14 protein-coding genes and 1 tRNA gene are annotated in these 14,564 nt (G+C 65.7%); 4 read left to right on the forward strand and 11 right to left on the reverse strand.

From position 1 onward, the window contains the following. The coding region (locus tag EN738_RS17570) for a YbaK/EbsC family protein (protein WP_127284785.1) at positions 1–410 on the reverse strand (410 nt) is incomplete at its 3' end. Positions 411–636: 226 nt separating this feature from the next. On the opposite strand from EN738_RS17570, the gene EN738_RS17575 reads away from it, so the two are divergent. Further along, positions 637–711: transfer RNA gene (locus EN738_RS17575), tRNA-Gly, on the forward strand. 68 nt (positions 712–779) lie between these two features. On the opposite strand, the gene EN738_RS17580 is transcribed toward EN738_RS17575, so the two are convergent. Continuing rightward, positions 780–1,073 carry a hypothetical protein gene (locus tag EN738_RS17580; protein WP_127284786.1) on the reverse strand — a complete coding sequence of 98 codons (294 nt, stop codon included), beginning with the start codon at positions 1,071–1,073 and terminating at the stop codon, positions 780–782. 276 nt (positions 1,074–1,349) lie between these two features. Here EN738_RS17580 and EN738_RS17585 point away from each other — a divergent pair, with 276 nt between their 5' ends. Further along, complete coding sequence (locus tag EN738_RS17585) at positions 1,350–1,886, forward strand: hypothetical protein (RefSeq protein ID WP_127284787.1); 537 nt, start codon at positions 1,350–1,352, stop codon at positions 1,884–1,886. 16 nt (positions 1,887–1,902) lie between these two features. Here EN738_RS17585 and EN738_RS17590 read toward each other — a convergent pair whose 3' ends face one another. Then, complete coding sequence (locus EN738_RS17590; RefSeq protein WP_127284788.1) at positions 1,903–2,343, reverse strand: Lrp/AsnC family transcriptional regulator; 441 nt, start codon at positions 2,341–2,343, stop codon at positions 1,903–1,905. A 131-nt stretch (positions 2,344–2,474) separates the two neighbouring features. On the opposite strand from EN738_RS17590, the gene rocF reads away from it, so the two are divergent. Beyond that, on the forward strand, positions 2,475–3,407 hold the full coding sequence (gene rocF / locus EN738_RS17595) for an arginase (RefSeq protein WP_127284789.1): 933 nt from the start codon (positions 2,475–2,477) through the stop codon (positions 3,405–3,407). 2 nt (positions 3,408–3,409) lie between these two features. Next, positions 3,410–4,468, forward strand: coding sequence for an ornithine cyclodeaminase (locus EN738_RS17600; RefSeq protein WP_127284790.1), 1,059 nt, complete (start codon positions 3,410–3,412; stop codon positions 4,466–4,468). A 169-nt stretch (positions 4,469–4,637) separates the two neighbouring features. Here the strand turns inward: EN738_RS17600 and EN738_RS17605 are convergent, their stop codons facing one another. From EN738_RS17605 to EN738_RS17640, 8 genes are all read right to left on the reverse strand, one after another. After that, positions 4,638–5,639, reverse strand: a complete 1,002-nt coding sequence (locus tag EN738_RS17605) for a substrate-binding domain-containing protein (RefSeq protein WP_127284791.1) — start codon at positions 5,637–5,639, stop codon at positions 4,638–4,640. A 52-nt stretch (positions 5,640–5,691) separates the two neighbouring features. After that, positions 5,692–6,708: an ABC transporter permease gene (locus tag EN738_RS17610; protein ID WP_127284792.1), complete on the reverse strand. Its 1,017-nt coding sequence runs from the start codon at positions 6,706–6,708 to the stop codon at positions 5,692–5,694. Continuing rightward, complete coding sequence (locus EN738_RS17615; RefSeq protein ID WP_127284793.1) at positions 6,705–8,207, reverse strand: sugar ABC transporter ATP-binding protein; 1,503 nt, start codon at positions 8,205–8,207, stop codon at positions 6,705–6,707. The genes EN738_RS17610 and EN738_RS17615 overlap by 4 nt, the downstream gene beginning before the upstream one ends. A 142-nt stretch (positions 8,208–8,349) precedes the next feature. Next, positions 8,350–9,321: a sugar ABC transporter substrate-binding protein gene (locus tag EN738_RS17620; RefSeq protein WP_127284794.1), complete on the reverse strand. Its 972-nt coding sequence runs from the start codon at positions 9,319–9,321 to the stop codon at positions 8,350–8,352. 194 nt (positions 9,322–9,515) lie between these two features. Beyond that, positions 9,516–10,610 (reverse strand): alcohol dehydrogenase family protein, encoded by a 1,095-nt coding sequence (locus tag EN738_RS17625; RefSeq protein ID WP_127284795.1) that lies wholly within the window; start codon positions 10,608–10,610, stop codon positions 9,516–9,518. A gap of 166 nt (positions 10,611–10,776) precedes the next feature. Then, complete coding sequence (locus tag EN738_RS17630; protein WP_127284796.1) at positions 10,777–12,156, reverse strand: aspartate aminotransferase family protein; 1,380 nt, start codon at positions 12,154–12,156, stop codon at positions 10,777–10,779. Positions 12,157–12,335: 179 nt separating this feature from the next. Continuing rightward, the gene (locus EN738_RS17635; RefSeq protein ID WP_127284797.1) at positions 12,336–13,829 is read right to left on the reverse strand and encodes an NAD-dependent succinate-semialdehyde dehydrogenase; all 1,494 of its coding nucleotides are present in this window, start codon (positions 13,827–13,829) and stop codon (positions 12,336–12,338) included. A 246-nt stretch (positions 13,830–14,075) separates the two neighbouring features. Further along, entirely contained in the window at positions 14,076–14,558 is a 483-nt protein-coding gene (locus tag EN738_RS17640; protein WP_127284798.1) for an Lrp/AsnC family transcriptional regulator, read from the reverse strand. Between the last annotated feature and the right edge of the window lie 6 nt (positions 14,559–14,564).

Here is a 14,564-nt window from a genome sequence, read left to right on the forward strand (position 1 = left end):
TCGTTGGTCAGCGGATGCGCGTTGATGACGGCATGGCTCATCAACTCCTGGTCGAGAAAGACCTTGACCCGCCGCTCGCTGTCGTTGATCAGCCCGAAGACGGTGACCGCGCCCGGAATGACGCCGAGCAGTTCCATCAGCATTTCCGGCTTGCCGAACGGGACGCGGCCGGCGGCGCCGATCAGATGATGGATCTGCTTGAGATCGACCTCCGCCTCCTCATCCACGGTGACGAGAAAGAAATTGTCCTTCTTGTCCTTGAGGAACAGGTTCTTGGTGTGGCCGCCGGCGATCTCGCCGCGCAGCGCCTGCGAATCGGCGACCGTGTAGAGCGGCGGATGGCGGATCGTCGACACGCCGATGCCGAGGTCGGCAAGAAAGGCATTGAGCTCGGCTTCGGTCTTCGGCATCGGTCCTCACTTCTGTCGCGCTTGGTCTCGGCTCCGGCTACGCCGTTTACGGCCAATCACCGCACCGAGACAAGACCGTCGCCTGGGCAAGCCGACGAATCCCCGCATCTGCCGCAAGGGAGCCTCTAGCCCTGTCGAGCTAGGTGAAAAAAGCCCGTCATTTCCCTGTTGCAATCGCCGCGCTCTTCAGCCATATAGGCCCGGCTTGCGGCCCAAAGCCGCGTGAGCGGGTGTAGCTCAGGGGTAGAGCACAACCTTGCCAAGGTTGGGGTCGAGCGTTCGAATCGCTTCACCCGCTCCAGTTTCCTCTAGGGGAATCAAGCAAACGAAAAGCCGCGGTTCGCCGCGGCTTTTTCGCGTTTGGACCCTTCAGAACAAGATACCGTTGCGCGCCATTCCCCATACCGCGGCGACGCAATGAAGGATCCCGACGGGCAGCGCAAGCAGCGGCCTGAAGCGGATCAGCGCAACATAGATCGTGAATTGGACGCAGGCGCTGAGCAACCCGGGCAAGGCGCCAGCGCCAGCCATCATCAGCAGCATCACCCAGGGGACCACGATGAAACCCGGGACATTCGTTCCGTGCCCGGCGCCCATGGTGAAAATCGCGACGAGGAACCCGATAAGGCCGAGGCCGACCCCGGCCGCGATTATCTTCAGCATCGCGCTGGTTTCCCACGATTTATGGCTCGGCTCATACCCCGGAGAATAGGGGAAAGGCGCGACGCAAAGGAAGCGCGTCGCCGCCCACTCCTGACGTCTGCCGCCTCTACCATGCCAACCGCGCCCGCGCCGTCCGCCAACACAGCGTGGAATCGCGGCGTCGAGCGGATGTCCGGCAGCACAGCGCCCTCGGGGCAAGCCGGCCACGCGCCGGTTTGGTCATCCATGGTCGGGGCAAAGCTGTCAGGACTGTCTATCTGATGCTATCAAGAATAAATGACCGTTACCTCCGACGAAACAACACCATCGCTGCAGTCAATTGATTGGGATGCGACTTTCTGCGAGGTCAATTCCTGGCGTGGCGCCTGTATGCACCATTTCTCGATGGTCGAAATGGCGGTGACCGAGACACTGCTTGCGTTGAGCGCCACGGCACAGGGCGGGATCGCAGTGCGCTTGCGTCACCTCATCGGGCAAAGGTTCGAAGACTTGGCGGCAGCGATCAGCCCCGGCGGCCCGTTTGAGGAGGCCGGCCGGCACGCCCTTGGTGAACTTTCACAGTATCGCGAAAAGCATGAGGCGTTCCGGACCTTGCTGTGTCACGGGACGGTCAAGGTGACGGTCGAGCATAACGGCCGATGGATTTTACTCATTCGTTCGCTGTCGATCCGCTCGCGTCAGCCTGACCTCACCACACTGGCGTTAGAGCAGTCCGAAGCCGAAGCCAAACTGGCGGTCCTAAAACGAGACGGGCAGAAACTCGCGTCGAGCCTTGGCCAGCTTCGCAAAGTGGCGGCCACGACCAGCCGTTGACCAATACCCTGCCGGGCTAAGCCAGCCTCGCCCGGGTCGTCCTCGGCGTCGCCAGCAGCAAGCTGGTCTCGCTCCCCGTTATCCCCGGAATCAGCCGGATCCGCCGCAGCACCGCGTCGAAATCGGTCAGCGACGCGGTGCCAAGCTCGACCACCAGGTCCCAGCGGCCGTTGGTGGTGTGGATGGTCGAGACCTCAGGGAAGCCGCCCAGCGCCCGGATCACGCGGTCGGCGGCATGGCCCTCGATCTCGATCATCATCACGCCGCGCATGCGCTGGTCGACGGCGTCGGCGCGCAGCACCACCGTGTAGCCGATGATATCGCCCGACTTTTCCAGCCGCGCCATGCGCGATCGAACCGTCGCGCGCGACACGCCGAGGTCGACCGCGAGATCGGAGACGCTGCGCCGCGCATCGTGCCTCAGCAGCGTCACCAGCCTTTCGTCAAGCGCATCCATGATTGCCCATTTCGATCAACCCGTTTGTCCAATATGATAGATCAGCCTTCTCGAAATGCCAATTTCGCCTGTTCAAACCGCCACCGGATGATGGTTCATTCCTGCGATCAATCGCAAGGACGGAAAGAATCATGCGCTGCAGGATCGTTGGCGCGCCGGTGCAGGACGGTGCGGGCAGAATGGGATGCGAGATGGGGCCGAGCGCGCTGCGCACGGCCGGGCTGGTCTCGGTGCTGTCGGAACTCGGCCATCAGGTCGAGGACTGGGGCGCGGTCGAGAAGGCCGAGGCGCGCGCGGTTGTCCACGGCAATCTTGCGCTGAAAGCGCTGCCGGAGATTTCCGCCTGGACGGCGGCGATCGCCGACACCGCCTACGCGGCGTCCCGCGAAGCGATGCCGATCTTCCTCGGCGGCGACCATTCGATCTCCGCCGGCACGGTATCCGGGGTCGCGCGCCGGGCGGCGGAACTCGGCCGGCCGCTCTTCGTGCTGTGGCTCGACGCGCATCCGGATTTCCATACGCTCGACACCACCACCAGCGGCAATCTGCACGGTGTGCCGCTCGCCTATGCGAGCGGGCAGGCCGGCTTCAAGGGCTATTTCCCGGATCTACCTGTGACCGTCGATCCTGCCCGCATCTGCGCCATGGGCCTGCGCAGCGTCGATCCGGCCGAGCGCCGCGCGCTGAACGAGGCGGGCGTCACCGTGCATGACATGCGCACCATCGACGAGCATGGCATTGCGCCCTTGCTGCGCGCCTTCCTGGCCAAGGTCGAGCAGGAAAACGGCCTGCTGCATGTCAGCCTCGATGTCGATTTCCTCGACCCGTCGATCGCCCCGGCCGTCGGCACCACCGTGCCCGGCGGCGCCACCTTCCGCGAGGCGCATCTGGTGATGGAGATGCTGTCCGACAGCGGCCTGGTCACCAGCCTCGACCTGGTCGAGCTCAACCCGTTCCTCGACGAGCGCGGCCGCACCGCCACGCTGATGGTCGACCTCACCGCCAGCCTGATGGGCCGCCGCATCATGGACCGCCCGACCCGCAGCCATTCCGGAAGCCTCTGATCATGACCCAGCCGTCCCGCCTTGCCATCGTCCCTTTCGTCAGCGTCGACCGCATGATGAAGCTGGTGCTCGCCATCGGCGTCGAGCGCTTCCTCACCGAGCTTGCCGCCTATGTCGAGGAGGATTTCCGCCGCTGGGAGCTGTTCGACAAGACGCCGCGCATCGCCTCGCACAGCCATGACGGCGTCATCGAGCTGATGCCGACCAGCGACGGCAAGATGTACGGCTTCAAATATGTCAACGGCCATCCGAAGAACATGCGCGAGGGCCGCCAGACGGTCACCGCCTTCGGCGTGCTGGCCGATGTCGGCTCCGGCTATCCGATGCTGTTGACCGAAATGACCATCCTGACGGCGCTGCGCACCGCCGCCACTTCCGCCGTCGCGGCCAAATATCTGGCGCCGAAGGGTTCGCGCGCCATGGCCATCATCGGCAACGGCGCCCAGTCCGAGTTCCAGGCCATCGCCTTCAAGGCGCTGCTCGGCATCGACAGGCTGCGGCTCTACGACATCGACCGTTCGGCTTCTGAAAAGTGCGCCCGCAACCTCGCCGGCAAGGGTTTCGACATCACCATCTGCGCGACCGGCCAGGACGCGGTCGAAGGCGTCGACATCATCACCACGGTGACCGCCGACAAGCAGTATGCCACCATCCTCACCGACAACATGGTCGGCTCCGGCGTTCACATCAACGCCGTCGGCGGCGACTGCCCCGGCAAGACGGAGCTGCATCGCGACATCCTGCTGCGCTCCGACATCTTCGTCGAGTTCCCGCCGCAGACCCGCATCGAGGGCGAAATCCAGCAGCTCGACGCCGACCATCCGGTGACCGAGCTGTGGCAGGTGATGACCGGCAAGGCCAAAGGGCGCAAGGCGCCGGAGCAGATCACGCTGTTCGATTCCGTCGGCTTCGCCACCGAGGATTTTTCCGCCCTGCGCTATGTCCGCGACCAGCTCCAGGCCACCGGCCTCTATGAGGAGCTCGACCTGCTCGCCGACCCCGACGAGCCGCGCGACCTGTTCGGCATGCTGCTGAGAGCAGGTTTGCAGCCGGCGGCTTGAGGGAATGAGCACGTATCTCCCCCCTTGAGAGGGAGATGGCCGGCAGGCCAGAGGGGGTCGGTTCGACTGGGCTCGGCCTGCTTGTGCAGATGGAGGTTGGCGCTTCATGCGCAGCGACCCCCTCTGTCGCCTTCGGCGACATCTCCCCCTCAAGGGGGGAGATTACGCACTACCCGCGCAATGGCGCGCAGCTTTCCCTCTCGACCAGGACCGGCATCAGGATTTCGCGGCGCGAATGCGCGGCCGGCTCGGCGACGCGCTCCAGCAGCAGGCTGACCGCCCGCGTTCCGATCTTCTCCACCGGCTGCGCGATCGTCGTCAGCGGCGGCCAGGTGGTGACCGCGTAGGGGATGTCGTCGAAGCCGATCATCGACATGTCGTCGGGAACCCGCAATCCGCGCGAGCGCAGCGCCGTGACCGCGCCCATCGCCATCAGATCGTTGCAGGCGAACACCGCCGTGATGTCGGGCGCCTGCGTCAGCAGCCGCTCCATCGCCAGGCGGCCGCCGGCGAAATGGTAGTCGGAATCGACCACTGCAGAAGCCGGCAGGTCGACGCCTGCTTCCTGCAGCGCCCGGGTAAAGCCGCGCAGGCGCGCCGGGCTGGAGCTCGAATCGCGCGGGCCGCCGATGACGCCGATCCGCTTGTGCCCGAGCCCGACCAGATACTGGCCGGCGAGATAGCCGCCGTGATCGTGGTCGACCAGCACGGAATCGACATGGACGGAATGGATCTCGCGGTCGAGCAGCACCGCCGGCACGTCGGGCGCGAGGCGCGAGAACACCCCCGCATGGTCGGACGAGCCGGCGAAGATCAGCCCGTCGATCTGCTTGGCCATCAGCACCGACAGATAACGCTCCTCCTTCTCGGCGCTGCCGTCGGAGTTGCACAGGATCACCGTATAGCCGGCGACGAACCCGGCATCCTCGATCTGGCGCGCGACGCTGGCGAAGAACGGGTTGGAATTGTCGGGGAGCAGCAGGCCGATGGTCTTGGTCTCGCCGCGCCTGAGACTCCGCGCCAGCGAATTCGGGCTGTAGCGCAGGGCGGCGATCGCCGTGCGCACGCGCTCGGCCGTCTCCGGCTCGACATGGCGCGTGCGGTTCATCACATGCGAGACCGTTGCGACGGACACCCCCGCGTAACGCGCGACATCGGCGATCGTTGTCATGGCCCCTGGTCCCAGCGCTCCTACATTTCCCACGCAAATCCGGACGGAAAGCCTAGCGTATCTTGCGCAACAGCCTCTCCCTATATGCGTCTAGGATGACGGCGAGCACGATGACAAGCCCAATCACGATCGGCTTGAAATTGTCGCCGACGCCCAGAAGCTGCAGGCCGGTGCTCAGCACCTGCAAAATGCAGGCGCCGACCAGCGTGCCGATGATCGAGCCCTTGCCGCCGCTGAGGCTGGTGCCGCCGATGATGACCGCGGCGATCGCGTTGAGCTCGTAGCCGACGCCGGCGATCGGGCTGCCGATGTTGAGGCGCAGCAGATAGACCATGGCCGCGATGCCGGCGGTCAGGCCGCTGATGGTGAAGGCCGCGACCTTGTAGAAATCCGGATTGTGGCCCGAGAGCCGCACCGCCTCGTCATTGGTGCCGACGGCGAAGATCATGCGGCCGAAGACGGTGAAGCGCAGCACGAACCAGCCGACCGCGATCACCAGCACCGCGACCAGGAAGATCGAGGGCAGGAAGCCGCCGATGATCAGATTGCCGAAATCGACGAAGCTCTGCGGCAGGCCGGTGATGGTCGAATTGTCGCTGACCACGCGCGCCGCGCCTGCGGCCATGTTGAGCATGCCGAGCGTGACGATGAAGGAGGGGATCTTCCAGCGCGTCGAGATCCAGCCGTTGAGCAGTCCGCAGGCGGCACCCGTCGCCATGCAGGCCAGCAGCGCCAGCGTGATCGCCACCGCCGGCGACAGGCTCTCGTTGATCATGATGGTGGCGCCCACCACCGTGCACAGCGCCAGCACCGAGCCGACCGACAGGTCGATGCCGCCGGTGAGGATGACGAAGGTCATGCCGGCCGCCAGCACCGTGTTGATGGCGATCTGCACGAAGATCTTCAGCGCGTTGCCGGGCGTCGCGAAATAGGGCGCGCTGGCCGAGAAGAACACGGTGATCAGCACCAGCGCCAGGAGCACGCCGGCATCGCGGATGAGGAAGCGCAGGAATTTCGCCCGGCCGGGGGAAACAGGCGCCGACACGGTTGCTTCGGACGTCTCGCTCATGGTCGCACATACTCCTGATAGGCGAGCGACAGGATGCGCTCCTGGTCGAATTCGGCGCGCGGCACCTCGCCGACAATTCTGTTTTTTGAAAAGACGACGATGCGGTGGCACATGCCCATCAGCTCGGGCAGGTCGGACGACACCATGATGATGCCCTTCTTAGCCGCCGCCAGCATCCACAAGAGCTGGTAGATCTCGCGCCGCGCGCCGATGTCGACGCCGCGTGTCGGCTCGTCGAGGATCAGCGTCGAGGTGCCGCGGAACAGCCATTTGGCCAACACCACCTTCTGCTGGTTGCCGCCGGACAGGTTGCGCACCGCCTGCTCGATCGAGCTTGCCTTGACGCGCAGCTGGCCGACCAGGTCGGTCGCCGCCACCGCCTCCGCCTTGCGGTTGACCAGCCCGTGGCGCGAGACCTTGCCGAGATCGGTGATGGTGATGTTCTTGTCCACCGGCAGGTCGAGCAGCAGGCCCTGCCCCTTGCGGTCCTCGGTCAGCAGGCTCAAGCCATGCCGGACCGCGTCCTTGGGCGCCGTGATCGCCACCGGCCTGCCGTCAATGGCGACGACGCCATCGAGTTTCGGATCGGCCCCGAACAGGGCGCGCATGGCTTCCGTCCGGCCGCTGCCGACCAGCCCGGCGACGCCGAGGATCTCGCCATGCCGCACATCGAAGGAAATCGCCGGTGTCGTGGCGTCGCGCTTCAGGTTCGCCACGCTGAGCGCGACCTCGCCCGGCACGATCGAAGTGTCGAAACCGTATTCGTCGGCGATGTCGCGGCCGATCATCATGCGCACCAGGTCGGGCACGGTGAGGCCGTGCAGGTCGCGGGTGGCGACCAGCCTGCCGTTGCGCAGGACCGTCACCCGGTCGCCGATCTCGAACACCTCGTGCAGGCGGTGCGAGATGTAGATGATGGTGACGCCTTTGGCCTTCAGCCGCTTGATGATGGCGAACAGGCGCTCGATCTCGGGCGGCGTCAGCGTCGCCGTCGGCTCGTCGAGCACCAGAAGCTTGCTGTCGTAGCTCAGCGCCTTGGCGATCTCGACCAGCTGCATCTGGGCAACGCCGAGCGCCTCGACGCGCGTCCGCGGATCGATGTCGAGCCCGACCTCCTTCAGCAGCGCCAGGGCGCGCCGGTTGAGCGCCTTGCCGTCGACGATGCCGAAACGGCGGCGCGGCAGGCTTTCCAGCATCAGATTCTCGGCGATGCTGAGATAGGGGAGCAGGTTTAGCTCCTGATGCACGATGCGGATGCCGGTCTGATGCGCGTCATGCGGCGTCTTGGGCTGGTAGGGCTGGCCGTTGAAGGCGATCGCGCCGCTGTCCGGCTGGTGGATGCCGGCGAGCAGCTTGATCAGCGTCGACTTGCCGGCGCCGTTCTCGCCGAGCACGATATGGGTTTCGCCGCGCGCGATCGACAGCGAGACGTCGCTCAACGCGACGGCGCCGGGAAAGATCTTCCCGACCCCTTGAAGGGAAAGAATCGCGTCATCCATGCAGCAAAATCCTGGATTGCGCCGTTCGGCCGCCAAGGCGGCGTCGGCGCGCCGTCACCGCCGCCGGAATTGCCGGCGGCGATGATGAGGTAAGCGCAGCGATGGCACCAGCCATTAAATGCCCGGTGCCTCTTCGCCCGCCTCAGCCGGTGACCAGCTTGATGTCGGTCTTGACCCAGCCGGAGAACTTCTCGCCGGCGAGCTCGCGCAGGCCGTAGTCGATGCCGAGGGCGGCCATCTGCGCGCCATACTGCTCGACGGTGGCCAGCATCTTGCCTTCCTTCAGCAGCGGCCCGACCGCCGGGATGTTGTCGAAGCCGACCACCTTGATCTGGCCGGACTTGCCGGCCGCGTCGATCGCCTTGACGACGCCGAGCGCCATCGAATCATTGGCCGCCATCACGCCCTGGATGTCGGGGTGCTGGGTCATGAAGTTGGTCATCAGCGTGTTGGCTTCCTCGGTCTCCCAATGCGCGGTCTTCGAATCGAGCAGGTCGAGGCCGTGTTCCTTCACCGCATCGTCGAAGCCGAGCTTGCGTTCCTTGGCGTTGTCGGCCTCGGGATTGCCCTCGAGGATGACGACCTTGCCGCCTTTGCCCAGCGCCTTGCCGAGCGCATCGCCGGCGAGCTTGGCGCCGGCGCGGTTGTCCGGACCGAAGAAGGCGAGGTCGATGCCGGCCTTCTTCTTGGCCTCGGTATCGAGCGAGACGTCGATGTTGATGACCTTGATGCCAGCCTTCAGCGCCTTGGCGATCGGCGTCACCATGGCCTTCGAATCGGCCGGCGCGACCACGATGACGTTGAAGTTCTGGGTGATGAAGTTCTCGATGGCGTCGACCTGCGCGGCAAAGTCGCGCTCGTCCTTCATGCCGACGGCGGCGAAATCGAACTTGTCCTTGTTCTTGGCCGCGTACTCTTCGGCGCCGGCCTGCATCTGCTTGAAGAACTCGTTGGCGAGCGACTTCATGACCAGGCCGACCTTCGGCTTGTCGGCGGCGAGCGCCCGCCCGAACGGCAGCGCCAGGGCGCCGGCCGCCAATGCGCTGGTCTTGAGGAACTGACGGCGCGAGAACTGGCCTAGATCGAGACCGGACGCGTTTGGATCCTTGCTCATGCTTTCCTCCACTTGATTGATCCGTAATCGGTTACGTAACCGATTACGCAGCAAGGTTTAGTGTGCAACTTTGACCGATGTCAATATCAGCATGGAGGCTTGAGGCATGTCTTGCCGACCGCCCCCGTAGCTAGGGGCGGCATCTAGGGCGCGCCTATGCGCCGGCAAGCGGTCGGGCGACGGGCGGCTCGCGCTCAGCGAGCCCACATCGCGTCCGGCACCACCACCAGCTTGCCGACGAAATCCTTGGCGATGAAATCGGCCTGGGCGCGGTGGAAGTCCGACAGCCTGTAGACACCGCCGACCAGCGGCTTGATCTTCCTGTCCTCGATGTAGCGCACGATGCGGCGGAAGTCGGCTCGCGTGCCCTGGCTGGAGCCGTTGAGCTGCAACTGCTTCAGATACATCGTCCTGAGGTCGAGCTGCACCACCGGCCCTGCGATGGCGCCCGCCGTCGTGTAGCGCCCCTCCGGCCGAAGAATGCGCAGCAAATCGTTGAAGATCGCGCCACCGACCAGGTCGGCGACGACATCGATGGGTTGCCCGCCGGTCGCCTCGGTGACGGCGGCCGGCAGACCCGCGACGCCGCGCGTAATCACCCTCTCGGCGCCGATATCGAGCACCGCCTGCTCCTTGCCCTTGCCGACAATGGCATAGGGGATGGCGCCGCGCGCCCGCGCCAGCTGCACGATGCCCGAGCCGACGCCGCCCGAAGCGCCGGTGACCAGCACCCGCTCCCCGGCCTTCAAAGCCGCGCGCTCCAGCATCTGCTCGCCGGTGAGATAGGCGCAGCAGAAGGTGGCGAGCTCGACGTCGCTCATATCGGTGTCGACGACATGCGCGTTCTCGGCCGGCAGGGTCTGATACTCGGCGTACCCGCCATCGCGGCCGTGGCCCATATAGTCGATGTCGGCCAGCGAATCGTCGTCGCGGTTGTAGATGGAAAAGTCGACCATCACCCGCTCGCCGATACGGTCGGCAGACACGCCGTCGCCGACGGCGGCGATCGTGCCCACCGTGTCGGTGCCCTGGATGCGCGGGAAGACAAGCGTGTTGCCTTGCCGGCGCCAGGTCGACACCGCCGCCGCGTCCTCTTCCGTGCCATAGGCGCCCTGGCGCACCCAGACATCGGTGTTGTTCATGCCGCAGGCCCTGACCTTGACCAGCACTTCGTCGGCGGCCGGCGCGGGCACCTTCACATCGGTGCGGTAGACGAGCTTTTCCGGACTGCCATGGCCGGTGAGCTGCACGGCGGCCATGGTGGCTGGAATGGGGAGATGGGATGTCATGAATGTTGGCTCCAACTCAATATAGGTTGGCGCTGCCCCTCACCCTACCCTCTCCCCGTGAAGGACGGGGAGAGGGGGCTCCAGCGTCGAAGCTTCTCCCCCCTCCCCGTCACTATACGGGGAGAAGGTGCCGGCAGGCGGATGAGGGGCGGCGGCGACGGTCAAATTAGAGTCCGGCGAACACGCTGTTCACCGCGTCGGCCGTCTTCGCCACCACCGTGTCGGCTTCCTCGCGCGTCAGGCAGAGCGGCGGTGCGAAGCCGAGGATGTCGCCCTGCGGCATGGCGCGGCCGAGGACGCCGCCGGCCGCGAGCGCCGTGGCGATCTGCGGCCCCACCTTCAGCGCCGGATCGAAGAACACGCGGTCGTCGCGATCCTTGACGAACTCGACCGCCGCCAGCATGCCGTCACCGCGCACCTCGCCGACATGTCTGTGGCCGCCGACGGCCCTGGCCAGCTCGGCGCGGAAATAGGCGCCGGTCTCGCCGGCGTTCGTGACCAGGTCCATCTCGTCGATCAGTTCAAGGTTGGCCACACCCGCGGCAACGCAGATCGGATGCGCCGAATAGGTCCAGCCATGGCCGAGCGAGCCGAGCTTGTCGGCGCCCTTGACCAGCACCTGCCAGACCTTGTCGGAGACGATGACGCCGGAAAGCGGCGCATAGGCCGAGGTCAGCCCCTTGGCGATGGTGATCAGGTCCGGCTTGATGCCGTAATGGTCGGAGCCGAACATGGTGCCGAGACGGCCGAAGCCGGTCACCACCTCGTCGGCGACCAGCAGCACATCGTACTTCCTCAGCACACCTTGGATCTTTTCCCAATAGCCGGCCGGCGGCGGCACGATGCCGCCGGTGCCCAGGATCGGCTCGCCGATGAAGGCGGCGACCGTGTCCGGCCCTTCGGCGAGGATCATCTCTTCCAGCCTGTCGGCGCAATGTTGCGAGAACTGCTCCTCGCTCTGCGCGCGGTCGGCGCGGCGGAAATAATAGGGTGCCTCGGTGTGCAGGATCGGCGCGCGCGGCAGGTCGAAGGCATTGTGGAACAGGTCGAGCCCGGTCAGTGAGCCCGTCATCACGCCGGAGCCGTGATAGCCGCGCCAGCGCGAGATGATCTTCTTCTTCTCCGGCCGGCCGAGCACGTTGTTGTAATACCAGATCAGCTTGATGTTGGTCTCGTTGGCGTCCGAGCCGGAGAGCCCGAAGTAGACCCTCGACATGCCCTCGGGCGCACGGTCGACGATCATCTTGGCGAGCGTGATCGAGGCCTCGGTGCCGTGCCCGACATAGGCGTGGTAATAGGCGAGGTTCTTCGCCTGCTCGGCGATCGCATCCGATATCTTCTGGCGGCCGTAACCGACATTGACGCAATAGAGGCCGGCGAAGGCGTCGATGCTCTTCCTGCCGGTATTGTCCCAGACGGTGACGCCCTCACCGCCGGCCATGACGCGCGCCGGCGACTCGCCCCGCGCGTGGGTGCCCATATGCGTCGAGGGATGGAAGAAGTGGTCGCGATCCCAGGCGGCAAGTTCGTTGGACTGTTCAAGCATTTTTTGACTCCTTGAGAAAGATCGCCTTGCGCGGCCCAAGGTGCGTCGAGATTCAGGTCAGGCCGAGTCGAAAATGGTGGATTCCGAGAACCGGAGCGGAGCGTACCTTTGGTACGTGAGCACCGGAAGCGCAGGAAGCCGCCATTTGCAGGCCGGCATCACCTGAATATCGACGCGCCTTACGCCACGTCCAGGCAAAGATATTTGAGGTCCGTAAAGGCTTCGAGCCCGTGGCGCGAACCTTCGCGGCCGATCCCGGATTGCTTGACGCCGCCGAACGGGATCGGCGCGCCGGTGATCTTCACCCGGTTGATGGCGACCATGCCGTAGTCCAGCGCGCGGCCCATGCGCGCCTGCCGGGCGCCATTTTCGGTCACGACATAGGCGACCAGGCCGTATTCGGTGGCGTTGGCGCGGGCGACAACCTCCGCCTCGTCGTCGAAGGGCGTCACCGCCGCGACCGGGCCAAACGTCTCCTCGCGCATGATCAGCGCTTCGTCGGGCACATCGACGAGCAGCGTCGGCTGATAGAACAGCGGCCCGGCGGCATGGCGCCCGCCGCCGCCCAGGCAGCGCGCGCCGCGGGCGAGCGCGTCGGCGACCTGCTCCTCCACCTTCTGGACGGCGCGCTCGTGCATCAGCGGCCCGATGTCGGCATCGCCGGAAAGCCCATTGCCGGTTTTCAGCGCCTCGATGCGGCGGGCAAAGGCGGCGCAGAACCGCTCGTAGATCGGCCGCTGCACATAGATGCGGTTGGCGGCGAGGCAATCCTGGCCTGAGGTGGCGAATTTGGCGTCGAGCGCAATCGTCACAGCCCTGTCGATGTCGGCATCGTCGAACACGATCAGCGGCGCATGGCCGCCGAGCTCCATCACCAGCCGCTTCATCGTCGGCGCGCTCTGTGCCGCGATCAGCCGGCCGACTTCGGTCGAGCCGGTGAAGCTCATGGCGCGGACGCGGGCATCCGCGCACATCGCGCCGACGATTTTGCGCGCCTCGCCGGTGACGACGTTGAACACGCCGGTGGGAAGCCCGGCGCGCTCGCCGAGCTCGGCCAGCGCCAGCGCCGAGAGCGGCGTTTCCGAGGATGGATGCGCGACGATGGTGCAGCCGGCGGCAAGCGCCGCCGCCGCCTTGCGGGTCAGCATCGCCGAGGGAAAATTCCACGGCGTGACGACGCCGACGACCCCGAGCGGCTCGCGCCGCACGGTCATCTCGGCATTCGGCAGATGGCTGCTGACGCTCTCGGCGTTGAGGCGTTTGGCTTCTTCGGCATACCATTCGACGAAGGATGCGGCGTAGTCGATCTCACCCAGCGATTCCTTCAGCGGCTTGCCCTGCTCCAGCGTCATCAGCAGCGCCAGATCGTCCTTGGCGGCGATGATCAGCTCGAACCATTTTCGCAAGATCTTCGAGCGCTCCTGCGGCAGCAGCGCCCGCCACGCCGGAAAGGCGCGGGACGCGGCATCGATCGCCTTCGTGGTCTGCCCTGCATCGAGCGCGGCAACGAAGGCGATCGCTGAGCCGGTCGCCGGATCGGTGACCGCGAAACTTTCCGCCGCCTCGCTCGCCGTCCAGTGGCTGTCGACATAGGCGAGCGCCCGCAGCAGCCGGCGGTCGGAAAGGCCGTCGAGGGCTTCATGGCGGTTCGTGCGGGCAAGATGCGCGGACATCGATCAGGTCTCCCGGTGCCGAGGCGATACGGAGAGACTAGCCGCGCGGTCGAGACAGAGAGGCTGTTTCGGCAGCCGCAGGTAGAGAGATTGTCTCTAATGACCCTTGGGCGCAGATGATCTCTCTAGCGCGACGGCCGGCGGTGAGTACCGAACCGTGAAAACTGGCCGAGCCTCCTCCGCTTCGTCACCCTGGGGCGAAGCAGCGGACGTTCGGCCAATCTCCAAGCTGATCGCGAGACCGACTCAACCTTGCCCCGGCAGCAGATCCGCCACCGGTAGCACCGTCTCCTCCTTCACCGTCTTGGTGACGATGTAGGTGAAGTAGCGGTCGATGCCGATCTCGCGCTCGAGCAGGCTGTCGACCAGCCGCTGATAGGCGTCGATGTCACGCGCCATCACCTTCAGCACATAGTCGACGCCGCCACCCACCGACCAGCAGGCGACGATCTCGCGGATGTCGCGGACGACGCGCTCGAAACGGTCGAAATCGGCCTGGCGGTGGCTGGCCAGCGTCACCTCCACCAGCACGGTCGCCACCGGCGCCACCGCTCGCATGGCGACCGAGGCATGATAGCCCGAGACGATGCCCGCCTTCTCCAGCTTGCGCAGCCGCATCCAGCACGGTGTCGGCGACAGGCCGACCTTGTCGGCCAGCGCCAGCTTGGTGATGCGCCCGTCGCGCTGGATCGCGTCGAGGATCTTGAGGTCGATCGGGTCGAGTTTCACCGCGGT

Origin of the sequence: Mesorhizobium sp. M4B.F.Ca.ET.017.02.2.1, from assembly GCF_003998955.1 — a bacterium.
Classification (GTDB): domain Bacteria; phylum Pseudomonadota; class Alphaproteobacteria; order Rhizobiales; family Rhizobiaceae; genus Mesorhizobium; species Mesorhizobium abyssinicae.